A 16,789-nucleotide genomic window follows, 5' to 3' on the forward strand; every position below is an offset into this window, starting at 1 on the left:
GGGTTATCCCAGCCAGGGGCTAATCAGCGCGAACAGCGGCACTGCCGCTGTCAGGCTGTCGATGCGATCGAGGATACCGCCATGCCCGGGGAGCAGATGGCTGGAGTCCTTGAGGCCACTGAAGCGCTTGAGCATGCTCTCGAACAGATCGCCCACCACCGAGACCATTGCCACCAGCAGTGCCAGCAACAAAAGCCCTAGGGCCTGCCCCAGATCGAAGGGCAGCCACAGCGCGTAGGCGAGCGCCAGCAGCGCCACCGCCACCCAGCCGCCGTAGACCCCTTCCCAGGATTTGCCGGGGCTGACGTGCCGGGCCAACTTGCGACGACCGAAGCGGCGTCCGGAGAAGTAGGCGCCGATATCCGCCAGCCACACCAGCAGCAGCACGAACAGCAGCCACTCACTGCCCTCCTGGCGCAGCTGATAGAAACCGACCCAGCACGGGAACAGTACCCACACTCCCATCGCCAGACGCACGCCGGGGCGCTGCCACTCCTGGGTGGCATCGGGATAGCGGATGACCCAGCGGGCATTGGCCAACCAGCCGAGCACGCCCAGCCAGAGTGGCCAGTGGGCGGATGCCCAGCCGGCAAACCACGCCAGCAGCAGCAGCAGCGCCAGCGCGGCCGTGTAGGCCAGGCGCGGAGCGGTAGCGGCGAAGCCAGCGAGACGTGCCCACTCCCAGGCGCCGAGCAGCAGCACCAGGGCGGTGAACAGCGCGAAGGCGCCGCCGTCGAGTCCGAACAGGCCAGCCAGCGCCAGCGGCGCCAGTATCAGTGCGGTGAGAATCCGTTGCCTAAGCACCATTCGCCTCGACTTGCTGTTGGCTCATGCCGAAGCGGCGCTGGCGCTGGCGAAAATCACCCAGCGCGGCATCGAACGCGGCGGCGTCGAAATCGGGCCATAGCTGCGGCGAAAACACCAGTTCAGCGTAGGCCAGCTGCCACAGCAGGAAGTTGGAGATGCGCTGCTCGCCGCTGGTACGGATGCACAGATCCACCGCCGGCTCGCCAGCCAGGCAGATTTCGCTATCGAGCAGCGTCTCGTCGATCTCTTCCGGGGCCAGCTCGCCGTCAGCCACCCGCCGGGCCAGCCGGCGCGAGGCCTGGGCGATGTCCCAGCGGCCGCCGTAGTTGGCCGCCACCACCAAGTGCAATCCCGGATTGTCACGGGTCTGCGCCTCGGCACGCGCCATCTGCTTCTGCAGCGAACTGGAGAAGCGCCGGCGGTCGCCGATGATCGACAGCCGGATGCCGTTGTCGTCGAGCTTCTTGACCTCGCGCTTGAGCACGAGCATGAAGAGCTCCATCAAGGCACTGACTTCGGCCGAGGGCCGGCGCCAGTTCTCGCTGGAGAAGGCGAACAGTGTGAGGGTGCCGATGCCGAGCTCCGCCGCCCGGCGGATCACACTGCGCAACGACTCGACCCCAGCGCGATGTCCCTGCGCACTGGAGAGCCCCCGGGCGCGCGCCCAGCGATTGTTGCCGTCCATGATGATCGCCACATGGCGAGGCACCGACGACGTCGCTAAAGCGTCACGCGACTGCATGTCTGTCATGATATCTCGCAAGCCGGATGGGCGGCGGCGACACGCGCCTCATGCCCGTGCCGCCGTCGAACCTTACACCTGCATCAGGTCGTGTTCCTTGGTTTCCAGAAGCTTGTCGATCTCGCTGACGTACTTGTCTGTCAGCTTCTGGACCTCCTCTTCACCGCGACGCTCGTCGTCCTCGGTGATCTCCTTGTCCTTGAGCAGGGACTTGAGGTCGCTGTTGGCGTCGCGGCGCACGTTACGCACCGCCACGCGGGCGTTCTCGGCCTCGGCGCGGGCCTGCTTGATGTAGTTGCGGCGCGTCTCTTCGGTCAGCGGCGGCATCGGCACGCGGATGACAGTACCCGCAGTGGCCGGATTCAAGCCCAGATCGGAAGTCATGATCGCCTTCTCGATCTTCTGCACCATGGTGCGTTCCCACGGCGTGACGGCGAGCGTACGCGCGTCCTCGACGTTGACGTTGGCGACCTGATTGAGCGGCACGTCGCTGCCGTAGTACTCGACCATCACCGCATCCAGAATGCTGGGGTGGGCGCGCCCGGTACGAATCTTGTGGAAGTTGGTCTGGAGCGACTCCAGGCTCTTCTTCATGCGCCCTTCGGCGTCTTTCTTGATATCGTCGATCATGTCCTAAACCTCAATCAATCAGCGTGCCTTCTCGTCCACCGACCACCAGATTCAACAGCGCGCCAGGCTTGGTCATGTCGAAGACGCGAACCGGCATGTCATGGTCACGCACCAGACAGATGGCGGTCAAATCCATCACACCGAGCTTCTGGTCGAGGACGTCATCATACCCCAGGCGCTCGTACTTGATGGCATCCGGGTGCTTGACCGGATCCTTGTCGTAGACGCCGTCGACCTTGGTGGCCTTGACCACCACGTTGGCATCGATCTCGATGCCACGCAGACAGGCAGCGGAGTCGGTGGTGAAGAAGGGGTTACCGGTGCCCGCGGAGAAGATCACCACGTCGCCGGAGGTGAGATAGCGAATCGCGGTGCGGCGATCGTAGTGCTCGACCACGCCGCTCATGGGAATCGCCGACATCACCCGCGAGCGGATGTTGGAGCGCTCCAGCGCATCACGCATCGCCAGCGCGTTCATCACCGTCGCCAGCATCCCCATATGGTCGCCGGTGACCCGCTCCATGCCGGCGGCATGCAGTGCCGCGCCGCGGAACAGGTTGCCGCCGCCGATCACCATGCCCACCTGTACGCCGATCCCCACCAGCTGGCCGATCTCCAGTGCCATGCGGTCGAGCACCTTGGGATCGATACCGAACTCCTGCTCTCCGGTCAGCGCCTCGCCGGAAAGCTTGAGCAGGATGCGCTTGTACTTCGACTTTTCGGTGGGCTTGTTCGAGCGATCGACGACGTCGGACATGGGGTCTCTCCTGGTGATTGCGGGGCGTGTCGGCAGGACCGATGGAGGAGCGCGATTCTCATCCAGCGGATACGCGAAGGCGTGCGCTCTCGCGCACGCCATCACAGGGAGCATGAGCGGACGCCTGGCGACCACCGCTCCCGACAGAAAGCATGGGGCTCAGCGGCGAGCCTGTTCCATGACTTCCTTGGCGAAATCGACCTCTTCCTTCTCGATGCCCTCGCCGACCTCGAAGCGCGTGAAGCCGACGACTTCGCCGCCAGCAGTCTTGGCGTATTCGGCCACGGACTGGTTCGGGTCCTTGACGAACGGCTGCTCGGTCAGGCTGTTCTCGGCCAGGTACTTCTTCAGACGGCCCTGGACCATCTTCTCGGCGATTTCGCTCGGCTTGCCGGCCATGTCCGGCTGCGCCAGGATGATCGCTTTTTCCTGGTCGAGCTGCTCCTGCGGCATCTCTTCCGGACGGGCGACGACCGGGTTGATCGCGGCCACGTGCATGGCGATGTCCTTGGCCACCTCGGCGTTGCCACCCTTGAGCACGGTCAGCACACCGATACGGTCGCCGTGGACGTAGGCACCGACCACGCCACCTTCCGGCGCGTCGACGATCACCGCGCGGCGCACGGAGATGTTCTCGCCGATCTTCTGCACCAGCTGGTTGCGGGCGTCTTCCAGCTCACCGTCCATGATCGCGGCGATGTCTTCGGACTTGGCCTCGAACACCTTGGCCAGCACCTTGTCGGCGAAGCTCTTGAAGTTATCGTCGCGGGACACGAAGTCGGTCTCGGAGTTGACTTCGAGCATCGCACCGTAGCTGCCGTCGGCGGCCACACGGGTGAGGATGGCGCCTTCGGCGGCGGTACGGCCGGCCTTCTTGGCTGCCTTGAGGCCAGAGTTCTTGCGCAGATCTTCGATCGCACGCTCGATGTCGCCCTCGGCTTCGGTGAGTGCCTTCTTGCACTCCATCATGCCGAGACCGGTACGCTCACGCAGTTCCTTGACTAGAGAAGCGCTGATAGCTGCCATGTGAGTCCCTCTGAGAATCGCTGTTTCGTCTGACGAACGGCGCCCGCGGGGGCACCGCTGCGGGTGTAAAAAGGGGGCTCGATAGCCCCCTGTGTCTGCGCTGATGTCGGCGATCCGGTGACCGCCCTGCGGGAGCACGCTCAACGCAGACGCGATGCCTGCGGCGTTACTCGGCCGCGGCGTCGCTGGTCTCGCTGACTTCGACGAACTCGTCCGGACGACCTTCCTTCGCCTTGGCGCAGGCATCGGCGATCGCCTGCACGTAGATCTGGATCGCGCGGATGGAGTCGTCGTTACCCGGGATGACGTAGTCGACGCCGTCCGGGTTGGAGTTGGTGTCGACCACACCGATGACCGGGATGCCCAGCTTGTTGGCTTCGTTGATCGCGATGCGCTCGTGGTCGACATCGATCACGAACAGCGCGTCGGGCAGGCCACCCATCTCCTTGATACCGCCGATGGAACGCTCGAGCTTCTCCTGCTCGCGGGTCGCCATCAGGACCTCTTTCTTGGTCAGCTTCTCGAAGGTGCCATCTTCACGCATGGTCTCGAGTTCACGCAGACGCTTGATCGACTGACGGATGGTCTTGTAGTTCGTCAGCATGCCGCCCAGCCAGCGGTGGTTGACGAACGGCTGACCGACACGATTCGCCTCTTCCTTGATGATCTTGCTGGCGGAACGCTTGGTACCGACGAACAGGATCTTGTTGTTGGAAGCGGCCATCTTCTCGACCACGCCAGTGGCTTCGAGCAGCGCCGGCAGGGTATGTTCGAGGTTGATGATGTGAATCTTGTTACGCGCGCCAAAGATGTACTGACCCATCTTCGGGTTCCAGTAACGGGTCTGGTGACCGAAGTGTGCACCTGCCTTGAGCAGGTCGCGCATGTTGACTTGTGCCATGGTGACTCCTGAAGAATCGGGTTGGGCCTCCACACACCCCATGGATCCGACCGTTCGGCGTTGCCGTCACGGCACCCGGGACCATGTGTCGGTGCGTGTGTGTTTTTTCCGGTGACGCCCCCAGACGAGTGCGTTCACCGCCACTGTCGCGTCGACCGCACGTACCGCACTCGCCTTATAGGCAGTGGGGTCGCTTCGCGTCCCTGGGGCATGAGGCATCTTCTATCTCGTGCCGCGTCAGGACGGGAATTGCAGTCGAGCGCGCGGCTTTATACCATAGAACCCACGCAAGATGAAGTCGCCGGTCGTCGAAGCCACTGCCTCGACGCCGTCTCCGTCGTCTCTTCACCACGGCCTGCGACACCCACCGAACTCCGCTGCGAGAGCGCATGAACATTCCACGCAAGACACCCGACGAAATCGAAAAAATGCGCGAAGCCGGCCGTCAGGCCGCCGCCGTGTTCGACATGATCACCCCCCACGTCGTCGCCGGCGTCTCCACCGGCGAGCTCGACCGCCTGTGCCACGACTTCATCGTCAAGGAACTCGGCTCGACCCCGGCACCGCTCAACTACCACGGCTTCCCCAAGTCGATCTGCACCTCTCTCAACCACGTCGTCTGCCATGGCATCCCCGATTTCGACAAGAAGCTAAAGCATGGCGACATCATGAACATCGACATCACCGTGAAGACCGCCGACGGCTATCACGGCGACAGCAGTGTGATGTTCGTGATCGGCGAGACGATCCAGGGCGAGCGCCTCTGCCGAGTGACCCAGGAGTGCCTCTACAAGGCCATGGCCGAGGTGCGCCCGGGTGTGCGCCTCTCCACCATCGCCCGGGTGATCCAGGCCCACGCCGAAGGCTTCGGCTATTCGGTGGTGCGTGACTTCTGCGGCCACGGCATCGGCGCCGGCTTCCACGAGGAGCCTCAGGTGCTGCACTATGACGGCTATGCGCCCGAGGCCGACGCCGAGCTGGCGCCCGGCATGTGCCTGACCATCGAGCCGATGCTCAACGCCGGTGGCTATCGCACCAAGGTGCTGCGTGACGGCTGGACCGCAGTGACCAAGGACAAGAGCCTGTCGGCACAGTGGGAGCACACCCTGCTGGTCACCGACACGGGCGTCGAGGTGCTCACCGCCCGCGCCGACGAAGACCTGAGTTTCCTCTCCGCCTGACCGGCCCCTGCCCGCCCGGGGGTCGCCTGGCGACCCCCTTCATTGATCGGGAGCGCTCGCGTTCATGCTGCTGCATCACTACCGGTTCCAGCCCGACGAGTCCCTGTTCGACGTCGCCGCGTTCCGTGCCGAGCTCGCCCGTGAGCGCCAGCCCATCCCGGCGTTCAAGCAGGCCCTGGCGACTCTCCACCAACGTCTCGATGCGCGCTTCCGCCAGGGCAGCGATATCCGCGACCTGGTTCACGGCCGCGCCTGGTGCCTGGACCGGCTGCTCGAGGTGGCCTGGGAACGCTTCGACTGGCCCGACGACGGCATCGCCCTGCTCGCGGTGGGCGGCTATGGCCGCGGCGAGCTGCACCCCTACTCCGACATCGACCTGCTGCTGCTGCTCGAGCACGACGACGACACCCCCTATCGCGAGTCGCTGACCGGCTTCATCACCTTTCTATGGGACATCGGCCTGGAGATCGGCCAGAGCGTGCGCTCGCTCAACGACTGCGAGCGCGAGGCCCGCGCCGATATCACGGTCATCACCAACCTGCTCGAGACCCGCACCCTGGCCGGCCCCGAGCGGCTGCGCGGGGCCATGCGCGAGCGTCTGTCGGCGCGCCACATGTGGTCGTCGGCGGCGTTCTTCGAGGGCAAGTGGCAGGAGCAGATCAGCCGCCACTACAAGCACAACAACTCCGAGTATCACCTCGAGCCCAATATCAAGAGCGCCCCGGGCGGGCTGCGCGACATCCAGATGATCGGCTGGGTCGCCAAGCGCCACTTCGGCCCGCTGCGCTACGAGGACGTGGTCGCCCAGGGCTTCATGAACGATGCCGAGCTGCGCATCCTGAGCCAGGGTCAGGCCTTCCTGTGGCAGGTGCGCTACGCCCTGCACATGCTCACCGGGCGCGCCGAGGATCGCCTGCTGTTCGACCATCAGCGCGCCCTGGCAGCGCTGTTCGGCTATGTCGACACCCGCGAGCGGCTGGCGGTGGAGCAGTTCATGAAGGCTTACTACCGCCACGTCACCGCCCTGGCCGGCCTCAACGACATGCTGCTGCAGCACTTCGACGAAGTGATCCTGCGCGCCGGTGAAGCGCTCGAGGTGAAGCCGATCAACCCACGCTTCGAGACCAAGGGCGGCTATATCCAGCTGCGCCACCCCAACGTCTTCGTGCGCCGCCCGGGGGCGCTGCTCGAGCTGTTCCTGGTGATGGCCCAGCACCCCGAGATCGAGGGCGTGCGTGCCGACACCATCCGCCAGATCCGCGACCATCGCCACCTGATCGACGACGCCTTCCGTCAGGACCTGCGCCACCAGAGCCTGTTCATGGAGCTGCTGCGCAGCGGCGGCGACGTCCCCACCCAATTGACGCGGATGAACCGTTACGGCGTGCTGGGCAAATATCTGCCCGAGTTCGGCGAGGCGGTGGGGCTGATGCAGCACGACCTGTTCCACATCTATACCGTCGATGCCCATACCCTGCGCCTGCTGAGCTTTCTGCAGCGCTTCCGCGAGGCCCGCGACAGTGACGAGTACAGCGTCGCCATCGAGGTGATCCAGAAGCTGCCCAAGCTCGAGCTGCTGTGGATCGCCGGGCTCTATCACGACATCGGCAAGGGCCGCGGCGGTGACCACTCCCAACTGGGCGCGGTGGATGCCGCCGACTTCGCCACCCGCCATGACCTGTCGCCCTGGGACACGCGCCTGGTGGCGTGGCTGGTAGAGCACCATCTGCTGATGTCGAAGACCGCGCAGAAGCGTGACATCTCCGACCCCGACGTGATCCACGCCTTCGCCCGCACCGTGCGCGACGAAGTTCATCTCGACTATCTCTACGTGCTCACCGTGGCCGACATCAGCGCCACCAACCCCTCGCTGTGGAACGGCTGGCGTGCCTCGCTGATGCGCCAGCTCTACACCGAGACCCGGCGAGTGCTGCGGCGCGGGCTCGACAACACGATCGACCGCCAGGGCTGGGTCAGCGAAACCCGTGAGGAGGCGCTCGGCCTGCTGCGCGCCATCGGCGCCGACAGCGAGCGGGTCGAGGCGCTGTGGCAGACCTTCGGCGAGGACTACTTCCTGCAGTACACCGCCAGCGAGATCGCCTGGCAGACCCAGGGCATCCTCGCCCATCAGGAAGCGCTGCCGCTGATCCTGGTCAGCGCCCCCAGCGCCGACATGACGGAAGGCGGCACCAAGATCTTCATTCACACACGCTCGGTGGACGACCTGTTCGCCGCCACCGCCGCGGCGATGGAGCAGCTGGGGCTATCGATCCACGACGCACGCATCGCCACCTCCAGCGACGACTGGACGCTCAACACCTTCATTCTGCTCGACGACGACGGCGATGCGATCCGCGATCCGGCGCGACTCGAGGAGGTGCGCCGCTATCTGGTGGAGGAGCTCGACGACCCCGACGACTACCCGCAGATCGTCAGCCGTCACACGCCGCGCCAGCTCAAGCACTTCAAGGTGCCGATCGAGGTGATCATCGAGCAGGACCCGGCCAACGAGCGCACCTCGCTGGAGCTGATCGCCCCCGACCGACCAGGCCTGCTGGCGCGGGTCGGGCGCATCTTCATGGAGCAGAACATCGCGCTGTCGGCGGCCAAGATCGCCACCCTGGGCGAACGCGTCGAGGACGTCTTCTTCATTACCGACAAGCAGGGCCGCCAACTGACCGACCCCGAAGCCCAGCGCCGCCTGCGCGAGCGCCTGTGCGAGGCGCTCGACGTCTGACCCGGGTCATGACGACCCGGTTTGAGCCGTGGTGCCGGGGCGCCTATAATCGGCGGCTTTGCGACACTGCGAGCGGCCGGCGACCATGACCACCACCCTGTATGGCATCAAGACCTGCGATACCTGCCGCAAGGCGCGGCGCCAGCTCGCCGACCAGGGCATCGAATACCGCTATCACGACCTGCGCGAGGATGGCCTGGATGCCGAGCTGCTCGATCGCCTGCTCACCGCGGCCGACTGGCAGACGCTGCTCAACACCCGCAGCACCACCTGGCGCGGGCTCGACGATAGCGACAAGCAGAACGTCGACGCGGTGCGAGCACGCGAGCTGATGCTGGCCCACCCCACGCTGATCAAGCGTCCGCTGCTGGCCCAGGACGAGAGGCTGATCGTCGGCTTCGACTCGGCACGCTACGCCGCCCTGGGGTCGTGACAGCCGCCATACCACCCGATATCGCCACTCTCACAACCCCACTCACCGCCTTCATGATCAAGAGGATTTCGCGATGCTGAGCTTCGCACTAGGAACCGGCACCCAGAACACCCAGGGCGACTGGCTCGAGGTCTACTACCCGGCACCGCTCTACCAGCCTGCCGAGGCCGTGGTCAGCGCCGCGCGTCAGGCACTGAAGGGCGGCGAGGATGAAGTGGTGAGCTTCCTGCCCGAGCATTGCGCCGAACTGGCCCAGGCACTGCGGGATGCCGGCGCACCCGAGCAGGCGGAGGTCGCCGAGGCGTTCGCCACGGCCCAGCGGCCGCTGGTCGCGGTGTTCCTGGCAGAGGACCACGCGCCGGCGAGCGTGCCCGAGGTCTATCTCAAGCTGCATCTGCTCTCGCACCGCCTGGTCAAGCCGCACGGGATCCAGCTCGACGGCATGTTCGGCCTGCTCAAGAACGTCGCCTGGACCAGCGAAGGCGCCATTGATGTCGAGGAGCTGCCCGCCCGCCGTCTCCAGGCACGCCTGGCCGGCCGCCCGCTCTCGGTCGACTGCGTCGACAAGTTCCCCAAGATGACCGACTACGTGGTGCCCAAGGGCATCCGCATCGGCGACACGGCGAGGGTGCGCCTGGGCGCCTATCTGGGCGAGGGTGTCACGGTGATGCACGAGGGCTTCTGCAACTTCAACGCCGGGGCCGAAGGGCCGGGCATGATCGAAGGCCGCATCTCCGCCGGCGTATTCGTCGGCAAGGGGTCCGACCTGGGTGCCGGCTGCTCCACCATGGGCACCCTCTCCGGCGGCGGCAACGTGGTCATCAGCATCGGCGAGAACTGCCTGATCGGCGCCAATGCCGGCCTCGGCATCCCGCTCGGCGACCGCTGCACCATCGAGGCCGGGCTCTATGTCACCGCCGGCGCCAAGGTGACCGTGCTCGACGATCAGGGCGAGGCGGTAGAGACCGTGGCCGCACGCGAACTCGCCGGTCAGAGCGATCTGCTGTTCGTACGCCACTCGGTGAGCGGGCGCCTGGAGTGCCGGACCAACAAGAGTGCCGTGGCACTCAACGAAGCCCTGCACGCCCATAACTGATCCGGCCGGAGCCACCATGTCTGACGCACCATCGACGACCGCGCCCTCTGCCACCCAGGCCCTGGCCCTCGAGCTGCTCGCGCGGCCGTCGGTCACGCCGGACGACCACGGCTGCCAGGCGCTGATGATCGAGCGCCTGGCGCGGCTCGGCTTCAACGTCGAGCGCATGACCATCGGCGGTATCGACAACTTCTGGGCTACCCGCGGCCAGCACGGCCCGGTGCTGGCCTTCGCCGGCCACACCGACGTGGTGCCCAGCGGTCCGGAGGGCGCCTGGCAGTATCCGCCGTTCGCTCCACGCATCGATGCCGAGGGCTTCCTGTGCGGCCGCGGTGCCGCCGACATGAAGGGCAGCCTGGCGGCGATGGTCACCGCGGTGGAGCGCTTCGTCGCCGACCACCCCGACCACGCCGGACGTATCGCCTTTCTGATCACCGCCGACGAGGAGGGTCCGGCGATCCACGGCACGCGGGCCGTGGTCGAGCGTCTGCGCGAACGCGCCGAACCGCTCGACTACTGCATCGTCGGCGAGCCCTCCTCGACCCGCACCCTGGGTGACGTGATCAAGAACGGCCGGCGCGGCTCCCTCGGTGGCCTGCTGCGGGTGCACGGCATTCAAGGCCATGTGGCCTACCCGCACCTGGCGCGCAACCCGATCCATCAGGCGCTGGCGGCACTGCAGGCACTGGTCGACGAGCACTGGGACACGGGCAACGAGTTCTTCCCCGCCACCAGTTTCCAGATCTCCAACCTGCATGCCGGCACCGGCGCGACCAACGTGGTGCCCGGAGAGCTGGAGGTGACCTTCAACTTCCGCTACTCCACCGAGGTCACCCAGGCCGGACTGCGCGAGCGCGTCGCCGCCCTGCTCGACGCCCACGGCCTCGACTACCAGTTGGAGTGGACGCTCAACGGCAAGCCCTTCCTCACCCCCGGCGGCCTGCTGCTCGAAGCCGCACGGGCGGCCTGCGAACAGGAAGCCGGCATCACCCCGACGCTCTCCACCTCGGGGGGCACTTCCGACGGGCGCTTCATCGCCACCCTGGGCACCCAGGTGATCGAACTGGGCCCGGTCAACGCCACCATCCACCAGGTCAACGAACGCATCCGTGCCGAAGACCTCGATATCCTGAGCCGCGTCTATGAAGCGACGCTGGTGCGGCTGTTCACCTGAGGAAGCCATGCAGCGTTTTCCCGACATCGAGATCTACCTGGCCCAGGCCGACGTCGACGCCATCACCGCCTGGCTGCGCGAGGCGCTGGACGACGACGCCCTGACGCTTGCACGCAGCGGCAAGGGCATCTGGCGCGGCAAGGCGACACGCGAGGCGCGCCCGATCAACATCATGCTGGTGGAGCGCGCCGCCGATCACTTCGCCAGCCTGTGGTTCGACTGCGACGCCACGCCCTGGCCCCGCGACACCGATTGCGCCCGGGACGCCGCGGCCCAGCTCGGCTGCGAAGCGCGCTGTTCGCTCGGCGGCTGGCAGCCGGGCGACGACCCGGACCGTTTCTGGCAGGTGCTGCCCGAAGGCCAGGAAGGCACCATCGACTGGCCCGACCCCGGCCAGTGAGCCCAAGGCCCGTCCCGGGCCGCGGGCATCCTCTATACTGCGCACACTGCGCTGTCGCCATGGCGCCGCACGGGCCCGCCCGTAGCGGTGACCTCGGCGACGGCGCCCCATTCGCGTTCAGGCCCATCAATAACCGGGCCACATCAGGACAAGGAGGTCCCGCGTGGCAGAATCCAAAGCGGTCATCTTCGCGGCCATGGGCGGCAACCTCGCCATCGCCGTGACAAAGTTCGTCGCCGCCGCCATCACCGGCAGCTCGGCCATGCTCTCCGAAGGCATTCACTCGGTGGTCGACACCGGCAACCAGATCCTACTGCTGCTCGGCATGCAGCGGGCCAAGCGGCCACCCAGCGAGCAGTTCCCGTTCGGCCATGGCAAGGAGGTCTACTTCTGGAGCTTCGTGGTCGCGCTGCTGATCTTTGCGGTGGGCTCCGGGGTCTCGCTCTACGAAGGGGTGGTGCACATTATTCACCCCGAGCCGATCGAATCCCCGCTGATCAACTACATCGTCCTGGGCCTCGGCATTCTCTTCGAGGGCGCCTCCTGGGCCTTCGCGCTCCACGCCTTTCGCAAGACCAAGGGCAAGTGGGGCTATCTCGAAGCGGTCCACCGCGGCAAGGACCCGTCGATGTTCGTGGTAGTGTTCGAGGACTCCGCCGCCCTGCTCGGCCTGCTGGTCGCCATGGCCGGGATCGGCCTCAGTCAGTGGACCGGGCTGGCCATCTTCGATGGCATCGCCTCGGTGGTCATCGGGTTGATTCTCGGCGGCACCGCGATCTGGCTGGCGATGGAGACCAAGGGGCTACTGATCGGCGAAGCGGCCAACCGCCATGTGGTCGACGACATTCGCCAGCTTTCGCGTGACGCCGAAGGGATCGAGCAGGTCAACGAGGTGCTGACCATGCACATGGGCCCGGACTTCGTCCTGGTCAATCTGAGCGTGCGTTTCGCGCGTAACGCCCGGGCGGAGCAGATCGAACGCACCATTGTCGAGCTCGACCGCAAGATCAAGCAGCGCCATGACGCGGTCAAGCGCATCTTCGTCGAGGCCGAGGCGCGCGCCGGGGTGGACAACAGAGCGCAAGAGAACAAGCCCGGCGGCGGCGGTGGCGAGATGCCCGCCCCTGCCGGCTGATACCGCGGCGTCACGCCGGGCCGTACCCCTCCGCCGGACATAAAAAAACCGCCCCCGACGTCAGGCGCCGGAGGCGGTTGGGGTCGTTGAGATGGTGGCTGGTGCTCAGGTGATGACGGTGACGTCGTCGGCCTGCAGCCCGCGATCGTTCTCGATCACGTGATAGCGCACCTTCTGCCCCTCGGCGAGGGTACGGTGGCCCTTGCCGCGAATGGCGCGGAAGTGGACGAAGACGTCTTCGCCGCTGGCGCGGGTAATGAAGCCGTAGCCCTTGTTGACGTTGAACCACTTCACTTCGCCCAGCTCGCGGTCGTCGTTCTCGACGTCTGCCAGCATGGCGGCAGTCACCGCCTTGGGCGTTGCCGGCGACAACAGCGAGACCGTCAGCGTCGCCAGCAGCAGGACAATGAAGACCGCCAGGACCGTGGCCGCATACATTGCCGAGACACCCTCGACGTTCAGAAACCAGGTGAGATCGGTGGCCAGGACGCTACTGATCAGGGTGATCAGCAGACCGATCAGCAGTGGCGAGGGAATGGAGAGGAGTAGACTGATCAACGTACAGCGTAGAAAGACCTTGCTATTCATGGATTCTCATATCTCTAGACGTCGGGATAGCGGAACGCGCACCGCCCAGGGGCGGGCAGGTAAGGGAAGCGCTGAATAAATCGCCGAGCGAGATGAAAGACAACGCGCACGGAGCTCAGAAGGCGAGACATAACATGGGGTTAGGCGAGCCTTCGAGTACCGCGCAACGCAGCCATTCGCTCGTGCAGGCATTTATGCAGTGGTTCCTAAGGTTGTGATACTGACTACTTGTATTACCAATGACCGGCCTCATATAGCGCCGGCTGACGATCCTCGAACAGACATGCCAAAGGTGCCGTGAATGAATGATGAGACACAGCCTTCGAAGTCTAACACGGCAAATCCCGCCTCGCTCAGGTCGGCCGAGGCGCGCCTGGAGGCGCTGGAGAGTCGTCTGACCTATCAGGAGGATTGGCTGGAAACGCTGGATGCACGGGTGCGTGAGCAGTCCGCCGAGATCGAGCGGCTGACCCGGATCAACGCCCTGATGCAGCAGCGCCTGCGGGAACAGCGCAGCGCCCTGGATGCCCTCGACGGCGGCAGCGAGAGCGCCCACGAGCGCCCACCCCACTACTGAGCGCAGCGGCTAGGCGGGCGCCTCTCGGCGCTCGCAGCGGTCGTCCCCCGACGGGGTGCCCTATCTAACGCAAGCGGCCCGGCAAATGCCGGGCCGCTTGTCGTTTACCGCCGCGCCATGCGCAGCGGCGCCATCACTCCAGGCCGTCGAGATAGCGCTCGGCATCGAGCGCTGCCATGCAGCCGCTGCCGGCGGAGGTGATCGCCTGGCGATAGACGTGATCCATGACGTCACCGGCGGCGAAGACACCGGGCACGCTGGTGGCGGTGGCATTGCCCTCGAGCCCCGAGTGGACACGGATATAGCCGTTGGCCATCTCGAGCTGGCCCTCGAAGATACCGGTGTTGGGGGTGTGGCCGATGGCGATGAACACGCCCATGACATCGAGCTGCTTGGTCTCGCCATCCAGCGTCGAGCGCAGACGCACCCCGGTGACACCGCTGCCGTCACCCAGCACCTCGTCGAGGGTGTGGTTCCACTCGACGGCCATGTTGCCGTTCTCGACCTTCTCGAACAGCCGATCCTGGAGGATCTTCTCGCCGCGCAGGCCGTCGCGGCGGTGCACCAGGGTGACCTTGGAGGCGATGTTGGAGAGATAGAGCGCCTCCTCCATCGCGGTGTTGCCACCGCCCACGACCACCACTTCCTGGTTGCGATAGAAGAAACCGTCGCAGGTGGCACAGGCCGAGACGCCCTGCCCCATGAACTGCTGTTCGGAGGGCAGGCCCAGGTAGCGGGCGCTGGCCCCGGTGGCGATGATCAGCGCGTCGCAGGTATAGGTGCCGTTGTCGCCCTTGAGCGTGAACGGGCGCTGGCGCAGCTCGACCTCGTGGATATGGTCGAACAGCACCTCGGTCTGGAAACGCTCGGCATGCTTGCGCATGCGCTCCATCAGCTCCGGCCCCTGCACCCCGGCATCATCGCCGGGCCAGTTGTCGACGTCGGTGGTGGTGGTCAACTGACCACCCGCCTGCATGCCGGTGATCAGCAGCGGCTTGAGATTGGCGCGTGCCGCATAGACGGCCGCGGTGTAGCCCGCCGGGCCGGATCCCAGGATGATCAGACGTTCGTGACGCGCGTCGCTCATGGCTACCTCGGTTGAATGAAACGGTTGAACGGTGGGTACGCTATACAGTCGGCGTGATAAGGCAAAACGCCCTGTGGGATGATCCGCTGACCGAATCATGCCACAGGACGCCAATCGAGGACTCGCCGCGGCGAGCCCAGACGCCGGAGGCGACCCGCTGGGTCGCCTCCGTCGTGTGACTGCTTACAGATGGTCGGCGTGGGCGCCGAGGTACTTGGCCACGCCTTCGGCGGTGTCCTTCATACCTTCCTGGCCCTCTTCCCAGCCCGCCGGGCACACTTCGCCGTGGGTCTGGTGATACTTGAGCGCCTTGACCATGCGCAGCATCTCGTCGACGTTGCGGCCCAGCGGCAGGTTGTTGACCGTCTGGTGCTGTACCACACCCTCTTCGTCGATCAGGAAGGAGGCGCGCAGGGCAACGCCGGCTTCCGGATGCTCGATGCCGTAGGCCTGGCAGATCTCGTGCTTGACGTCAGCCACCACCGGGAAGCCGACTTCGCCGATGCCACCGGCGTCCGGAGAGGTCTTGCGCCAGGCGTAGTGGGTGAACTGGGAGTCGATCGAGGCCCCGATCACTTCCACGCCGAGCTCCTTGAACTGCGCCAGACGGTTGTCGTGCGCGATGATCTCGGACGGGCAGACAAAAGTGAAGTCCAGCGGCCAGAAGAACAGCACGCGCAGCTTGCCGTTGGTCTCGGAGAGCCGGAAATCGTCCTTGATGGCACCGTCGGGCATGACCGCAGCGGCTTCGAAATCCGGGGCTTGGCGTCCTACGAGTACACTCATGGGCTTCTCCTGTCGTAGCGTGGGTGGGGAGTAGAGAAATCGAAGCCGATTAGACTAACGACTGACTCCTTGATACTTCAATTTAATTGCCACAATCAAGGATATAGGCAATCACTATCGATCATGTGACGTCGGCGTCCGTGTCGCCGACCGCCGTCACCTATAGCACGTCATCGTCGGTGGCCAGGGTGACTGTCTCCAGCTCCCCCTCGGCATCCACGTCGACGCGCAATTGAATCGGCTGGCAGCACACCGCGCAATCTTCCCAGGTCACGTGGCCGCCAGCACTCACGTCGAGCAGCAGCGTGAATGGCGCATCGCAGTAGGGGCAGTGCACCGGCCATTCGCGTAGCGCTTCATATGCCATCACGCCTCCTCATCCATGCCATCACGACACTTTCGCGTCGTCACCGACGCCATCGTCGCGGGCTGCATCGTCGCTGAGCTGAGCTAAGCTTGAATTGGTGTCGGCAGGCGCGACTTTCAAGGCCCCACTGCCATCGGCGTGCAGACGATCGAGAGGCGCGCGGGATTGAAAAGACATGCTATGGTGCCCATGCTTATTGTCGACAACTTTGTATCGACCGCGTCATGTCGCAGAAACGACCCCACGCAAAGATTGGAAAATGTATAGAGCGCGCCGCCAAGACGGCCGCCAGCCAGGAGCCCCCGACGGCCACGATGCCGTCGGACCGTCGCTAAGGAACCGGACCGGCAGCCATCGAAAGATCC

The 16,789-nt window shown here is 65.4% G+C and carries 19 protein-coding genes; 8 read left to right on the plus strand and 11 right to left on the minus strand.

Features of this window, described 5'->3' with window-relative positions:
* Nucleotides 1–3 precede the first annotated feature (3 nt).
* The 6 genes from DOM66_RS01145 to rpsB form a co-directional block, all read right to left on the minus strand.
* Nucleotides 4–804, minus strand: coding sequence for a phosphatidate cytidylyltransferase (locus tag DOM66_RS01145; protein WP_110675320.1), 801 nt, complete (start codon nucleotides 802–804; stop codon nucleotides 4–6).
* The gene (uppS, locus tag DOM66_RS01150; RefSeq protein ID WP_110689011.1) at nucleotides 797–1,558 is read right to left on the minus strand and encodes a polyprenyl diphosphate synthase; all 762 of its coding nucleotides are present in this window, start codon (nucleotides 1,556–1,558) and stop codon (nucleotides 797–799) included. The genes DOM66_RS01145 and uppS overlap by 8 nt, the downstream gene beginning before the upstream one ends.
* 63 nt (nucleotides 1,559–1,621) lie before the next feature.
* Entirely contained in the window at nucleotides 1,622–2,179 is a 558-nt protein-coding gene (frr, locus tag DOM66_RS01155) for a ribosome recycling factor (RefSeq protein ID WP_106419449.1), read from the minus strand.
* 10 nt (nucleotides 2,180–2,189) lie between these two features.
* Nucleotides 2,190–2,936, minus strand: a complete 747-nt coding sequence (gene pyrH, locus DOM66_RS01160) for a UMP kinase (protein WP_110675171.1) — start codon at nucleotides 2,934–2,936, stop codon at nucleotides 2,190–2,192.
* Between the two features lie 159 nt (nucleotides 2,937–3,095).
* Nucleotides 3,096–3,962, minus strand: a complete 867-nt coding sequence (tsf, locus tag DOM66_RS01165) for a translation elongation factor Ts (protein ID WP_110689012.1) — start codon at nucleotides 3,960–3,962, stop codon at nucleotides 3,096–3,098.
* A 166-nt stretch (nucleotides 3,963–4,128) separates the two neighbouring features.
* Complete coding sequence (gene rpsB, locus DOM66_RS01170) at nucleotides 4,129–4,863, minus strand: 30S ribosomal protein S2 (RefSeq protein WP_035472496.1); 735 nt, start codon at nucleotides 4,861–4,863, stop codon at nucleotides 4,129–4,131.
* A gap of 389 nt (nucleotides 4,864–5,252) precedes the next feature.
* Between rpsB and map the strand changes: the two genes are divergently transcribed.
* The 7 genes from map (at nucleotide 5,253) to DOM66_RS01205 (ending at nucleotide 13,019) form a co-directional block, all read left to right on the plus strand.
* Complete coding sequence (map, locus tag DOM66_RS01175; RefSeq protein ID WP_110689013.1) at nucleotides 5,253–6,044, plus strand: type I methionyl aminopeptidase; 792 nt, start codon at nucleotides 5,253–5,255, stop codon at nucleotides 6,042–6,044.
* Nucleotides 6,045–6,108: 64 nt separating this feature from the next.
* Nucleotides 6,109–8,781, plus strand: coding sequence for a [protein-PII] uridylyltransferase (locus DOM66_RS01180; protein ID WP_110675174.1), 2,673 nt, complete (start codon nucleotides 6,109–6,111; stop codon nucleotides 8,779–8,781).
* An 85-nt stretch (nucleotides 8,782–8,866) separates the two neighbouring features.
* A complete protein-coding gene (locus DOM66_RS01185; RefSeq protein ID WP_110689014.1) occupies nucleotides 8,867–9,214 on the plus strand; it encodes an ArsC family reductase in 348 nt (115 codons plus the stop codon).
* A 73-nt stretch (nucleotides 9,215–9,287) separates the two neighbouring features.
* Nucleotides 9,288–10,310, plus strand: a complete 1,023-nt coding sequence (gene dapD, locus DOM66_RS01190) for a 2,3,4,5-tetrahydropyridine-2,6-dicarboxylate N-succinyltransferase (RefSeq protein WP_110689015.1) — start codon at nucleotides 9,288–9,290, stop codon at nucleotides 10,308–10,310.
* A gap of 16 nt (nucleotides 10,311–10,326) precedes the next feature.
* A complete protein-coding gene (gene dapE, locus DOM66_RS01195; RefSeq protein WP_110689016.1) occupies nucleotides 10,327–11,484 on the plus strand; it encodes a succinyl-diaminopimelate desuccinylase in 1,158 nt (385 codons plus the stop codon).
* Between the two features lie 7 nt (nucleotides 11,485–11,491).
* Nucleotides 11,492–11,884, plus strand: a complete 393-nt coding sequence (locus DOM66_RS01200; protein ID WP_110675178.1) for a hypothetical protein — start codon at nucleotides 11,492–11,494, stop codon at nucleotides 11,882–11,884.
* A gap of 163 nt (nucleotides 11,885–12,047) precedes the next feature.
* On the plus strand, nucleotides 12,048–13,019 hold the full coding sequence (locus DOM66_RS01205) for a cation diffusion facilitator family transporter (protein WP_245392334.1): 972 nt from the start codon (nucleotides 12,048–12,050) through the stop codon (nucleotides 13,017–13,019).
* A 105-nt stretch (nucleotides 13,020–13,124) separates the two neighbouring features.
* Here DOM66_RS01205 and DOM66_RS19985 read toward each other — a convergent pair whose 3' ends face one another.
* Nucleotides 13,125–13,607: a cold-shock protein gene (locus tag DOM66_RS19985; RefSeq protein WP_035472481.1), complete on the minus strand. Its 483-nt coding sequence runs from the start codon at nucleotides 13,605–13,607 to the stop codon at nucleotides 13,125–13,127.
* Nucleotides 13,608–13,908: 301 nt separating this feature from the next.
* On the opposite strand from DOM66_RS19985, the gene DOM66_RS01220 reads away from it, so the two are divergent.
* Nucleotides 13,909–14,184 carry a SlyX family protein gene (locus tag DOM66_RS01220; protein ID WP_110675179.1) on the plus strand — a complete coding sequence of 92 codons (276 nt, stop codon included), beginning with the start codon at nucleotides 13,909–13,911 and terminating at the stop codon, nucleotides 14,182–14,184.
* A gap of 133 nt (nucleotides 14,185–14,317) precedes the next feature.
* On the opposite strand, the gene trxB is transcribed toward DOM66_RS01220, so the two are convergent.
* The 4 genes from trxB to DOM66_RS19410 all read right to left on the minus strand — a co-directional run bounded on the left by trxB (nucleotide 14,318) and on the right by DOM66_RS19410 (nucleotide 16,601).
* Nucleotides 14,318–15,271 (minus strand): thioredoxin-disulfide reductase, encoded by a 954-nt coding sequence (trxB, locus tag DOM66_RS01225; protein ID WP_110675180.1) that lies wholly within the window; start codon nucleotides 15,269–15,271, stop codon nucleotides 14,318–14,320.
* Between the two features lie 183 nt (nucleotides 15,272–15,454).
* Entirely contained in the window at nucleotides 15,455–16,057 is a 603-nt protein-coding gene (locus tag DOM66_RS01230) for a peroxiredoxin (protein WP_110689017.1), read from the minus strand.
* Nucleotides 16,058–16,217: 160 nt separating this feature from the next.
* Nucleotides 16,218–16,424 (minus strand): CPXCG motif-containing cysteine-rich protein, encoded by a 207-nt coding sequence (locus tag DOM66_RS01235; RefSeq protein WP_106419440.1) that lies wholly within the window; start codon nucleotides 16,422–16,424, stop codon nucleotides 16,218–16,220.
* 21 nt (nucleotides 16,425–16,445) lie between these two features.
* Nucleotides 16,446–16,601, minus strand: a complete 156-nt coding sequence (locus tag DOM66_RS19410; protein WP_157958957.1) for a hypothetical protein — start codon at nucleotides 16,599–16,601, stop codon at nucleotides 16,446–16,448.
* Between the last annotated feature and the right edge of the window lie 188 nt (nucleotides 16,602–16,789).

The sequence above is a fragment of the Salinicola endophyticus genome (assembly GCF_003206575.1).
Classification (GTDB): domain Bacteria; phylum Pseudomonadota; class Gammaproteobacteria; order Pseudomonadales; family Halomonadaceae; genus Salinicola; species Salinicola endophyticus.

Excerpts from the sequence above, each read along its gene's own strand:
- DOM66_RS01200 (WP_110675178.1), top strand. The coding sequence starts at position 11,492 with ATGCAGCGTTTTCCCGACATCGAGATCTACCTGGCCCAGGCCGACGTC.
- DOM66_RS01230 (WP_110689017.1), bottom strand. The coding sequence starts at position 16,057 with ATGAGTGTACTCGTAGGACGCCAAGCCCCGGATTTCGAAGCCGCTGCG.
- DOM66_RS19410 (WP_157958957.1), bottom strand. The coding sequence starts at position 16,601 with ATGTCTTTTCAATCCCGCGCGCCTCTCGATCGTCTGCACGCCGATGGC.
- trxB (WP_110675180.1), bottom strand. The coding sequence starts at position 15,271 with ATGAGCGACGCGCGTCACGAACGTCTGATCATCCTGGGATCCGGCCCG.
- rpsB (WP_035472496.1), bottom strand. The coding sequence starts at position 4,863 with ATGGCACAAGTCAACATGCGCGACCTGCTCAAGGCAGGTGCACACTTC.
- pyrH (WP_110675171.1), bottom strand. The coding sequence starts at position 2,936 with ATGTCCGACGTCGTCGATCGCTCGAACAAGCCCACCGAAAAGTCGAAG.
- uppS (WP_110689011.1), bottom strand. The coding sequence starts at position 1,558 with ATGACAGACATGCAGTCGCGTGACGCTTTAGCGACGTCGTCGGTGCCT.
- dapE (WP_110689016.1), top strand. The coding sequence starts at position 10,327 with ATGTCTGACGCACCATCGACGACCGCGCCCTCTGCCACCCAGGCCCTG.
- tsf (WP_110689012.1), bottom strand. The coding sequence starts at position 3,962 with ATGGCAGCTATCAGCGCTTCTCTAGTCAAGGAACTGCGTGAGCGTACC.
- DOM66_RS19985 (WP_035472481.1), bottom strand. The coding sequence starts at position 13,607 with ATGAATAGCAAGGTCTTTCTACGCTGTACGTTGATCAGTCTACTCCTC.
- DOM66_RS01235 (WP_106419440.1), bottom strand. The coding sequence starts at position 16,424 with ATGGCATATGAAGCGCTACGCGAATGGCCGGTGCACTGCCCCTACTGC.
- DOM66_RS01220 (WP_110675179.1), top strand. The coding sequence starts at position 13,909 with ATGAATGATGAGACACAGCCTTCGAAGTCTAACACGGCAAATCCCGCC.
- DOM66_RS01180 (WP_110675174.1), top strand. The coding sequence starts at position 6,109 with ATGCTGCTGCATCACTACCGGTTCCAGCCCGACGAGTCCCTGTTCGAC.
- map (WP_110689013.1), top strand. The coding sequence starts at position 5,253 with ATGAACATTCCACGCAAGACACCCGACGAAATCGAAAAAATGCGCGAA.
- frr (WP_106419449.1), bottom strand. The coding sequence starts at position 2,179 with ATGATCGACGATATCAAGAAAGACGCCGAAGGGCGCATGAAGAAGAGC.
- DOM66_RS01185 (WP_110689014.1), top strand. The coding sequence starts at position 8,867 with ATGACCACCACCCTGTATGGCATCAAGACCTGCGATACCTGCCGCAAG.
- dapD (WP_110689015.1), top strand. The coding sequence starts at position 9,288 with ATGCTGAGCTTCGCACTAGGAACCGGCACCCAGAACACCCAGGGCGAC.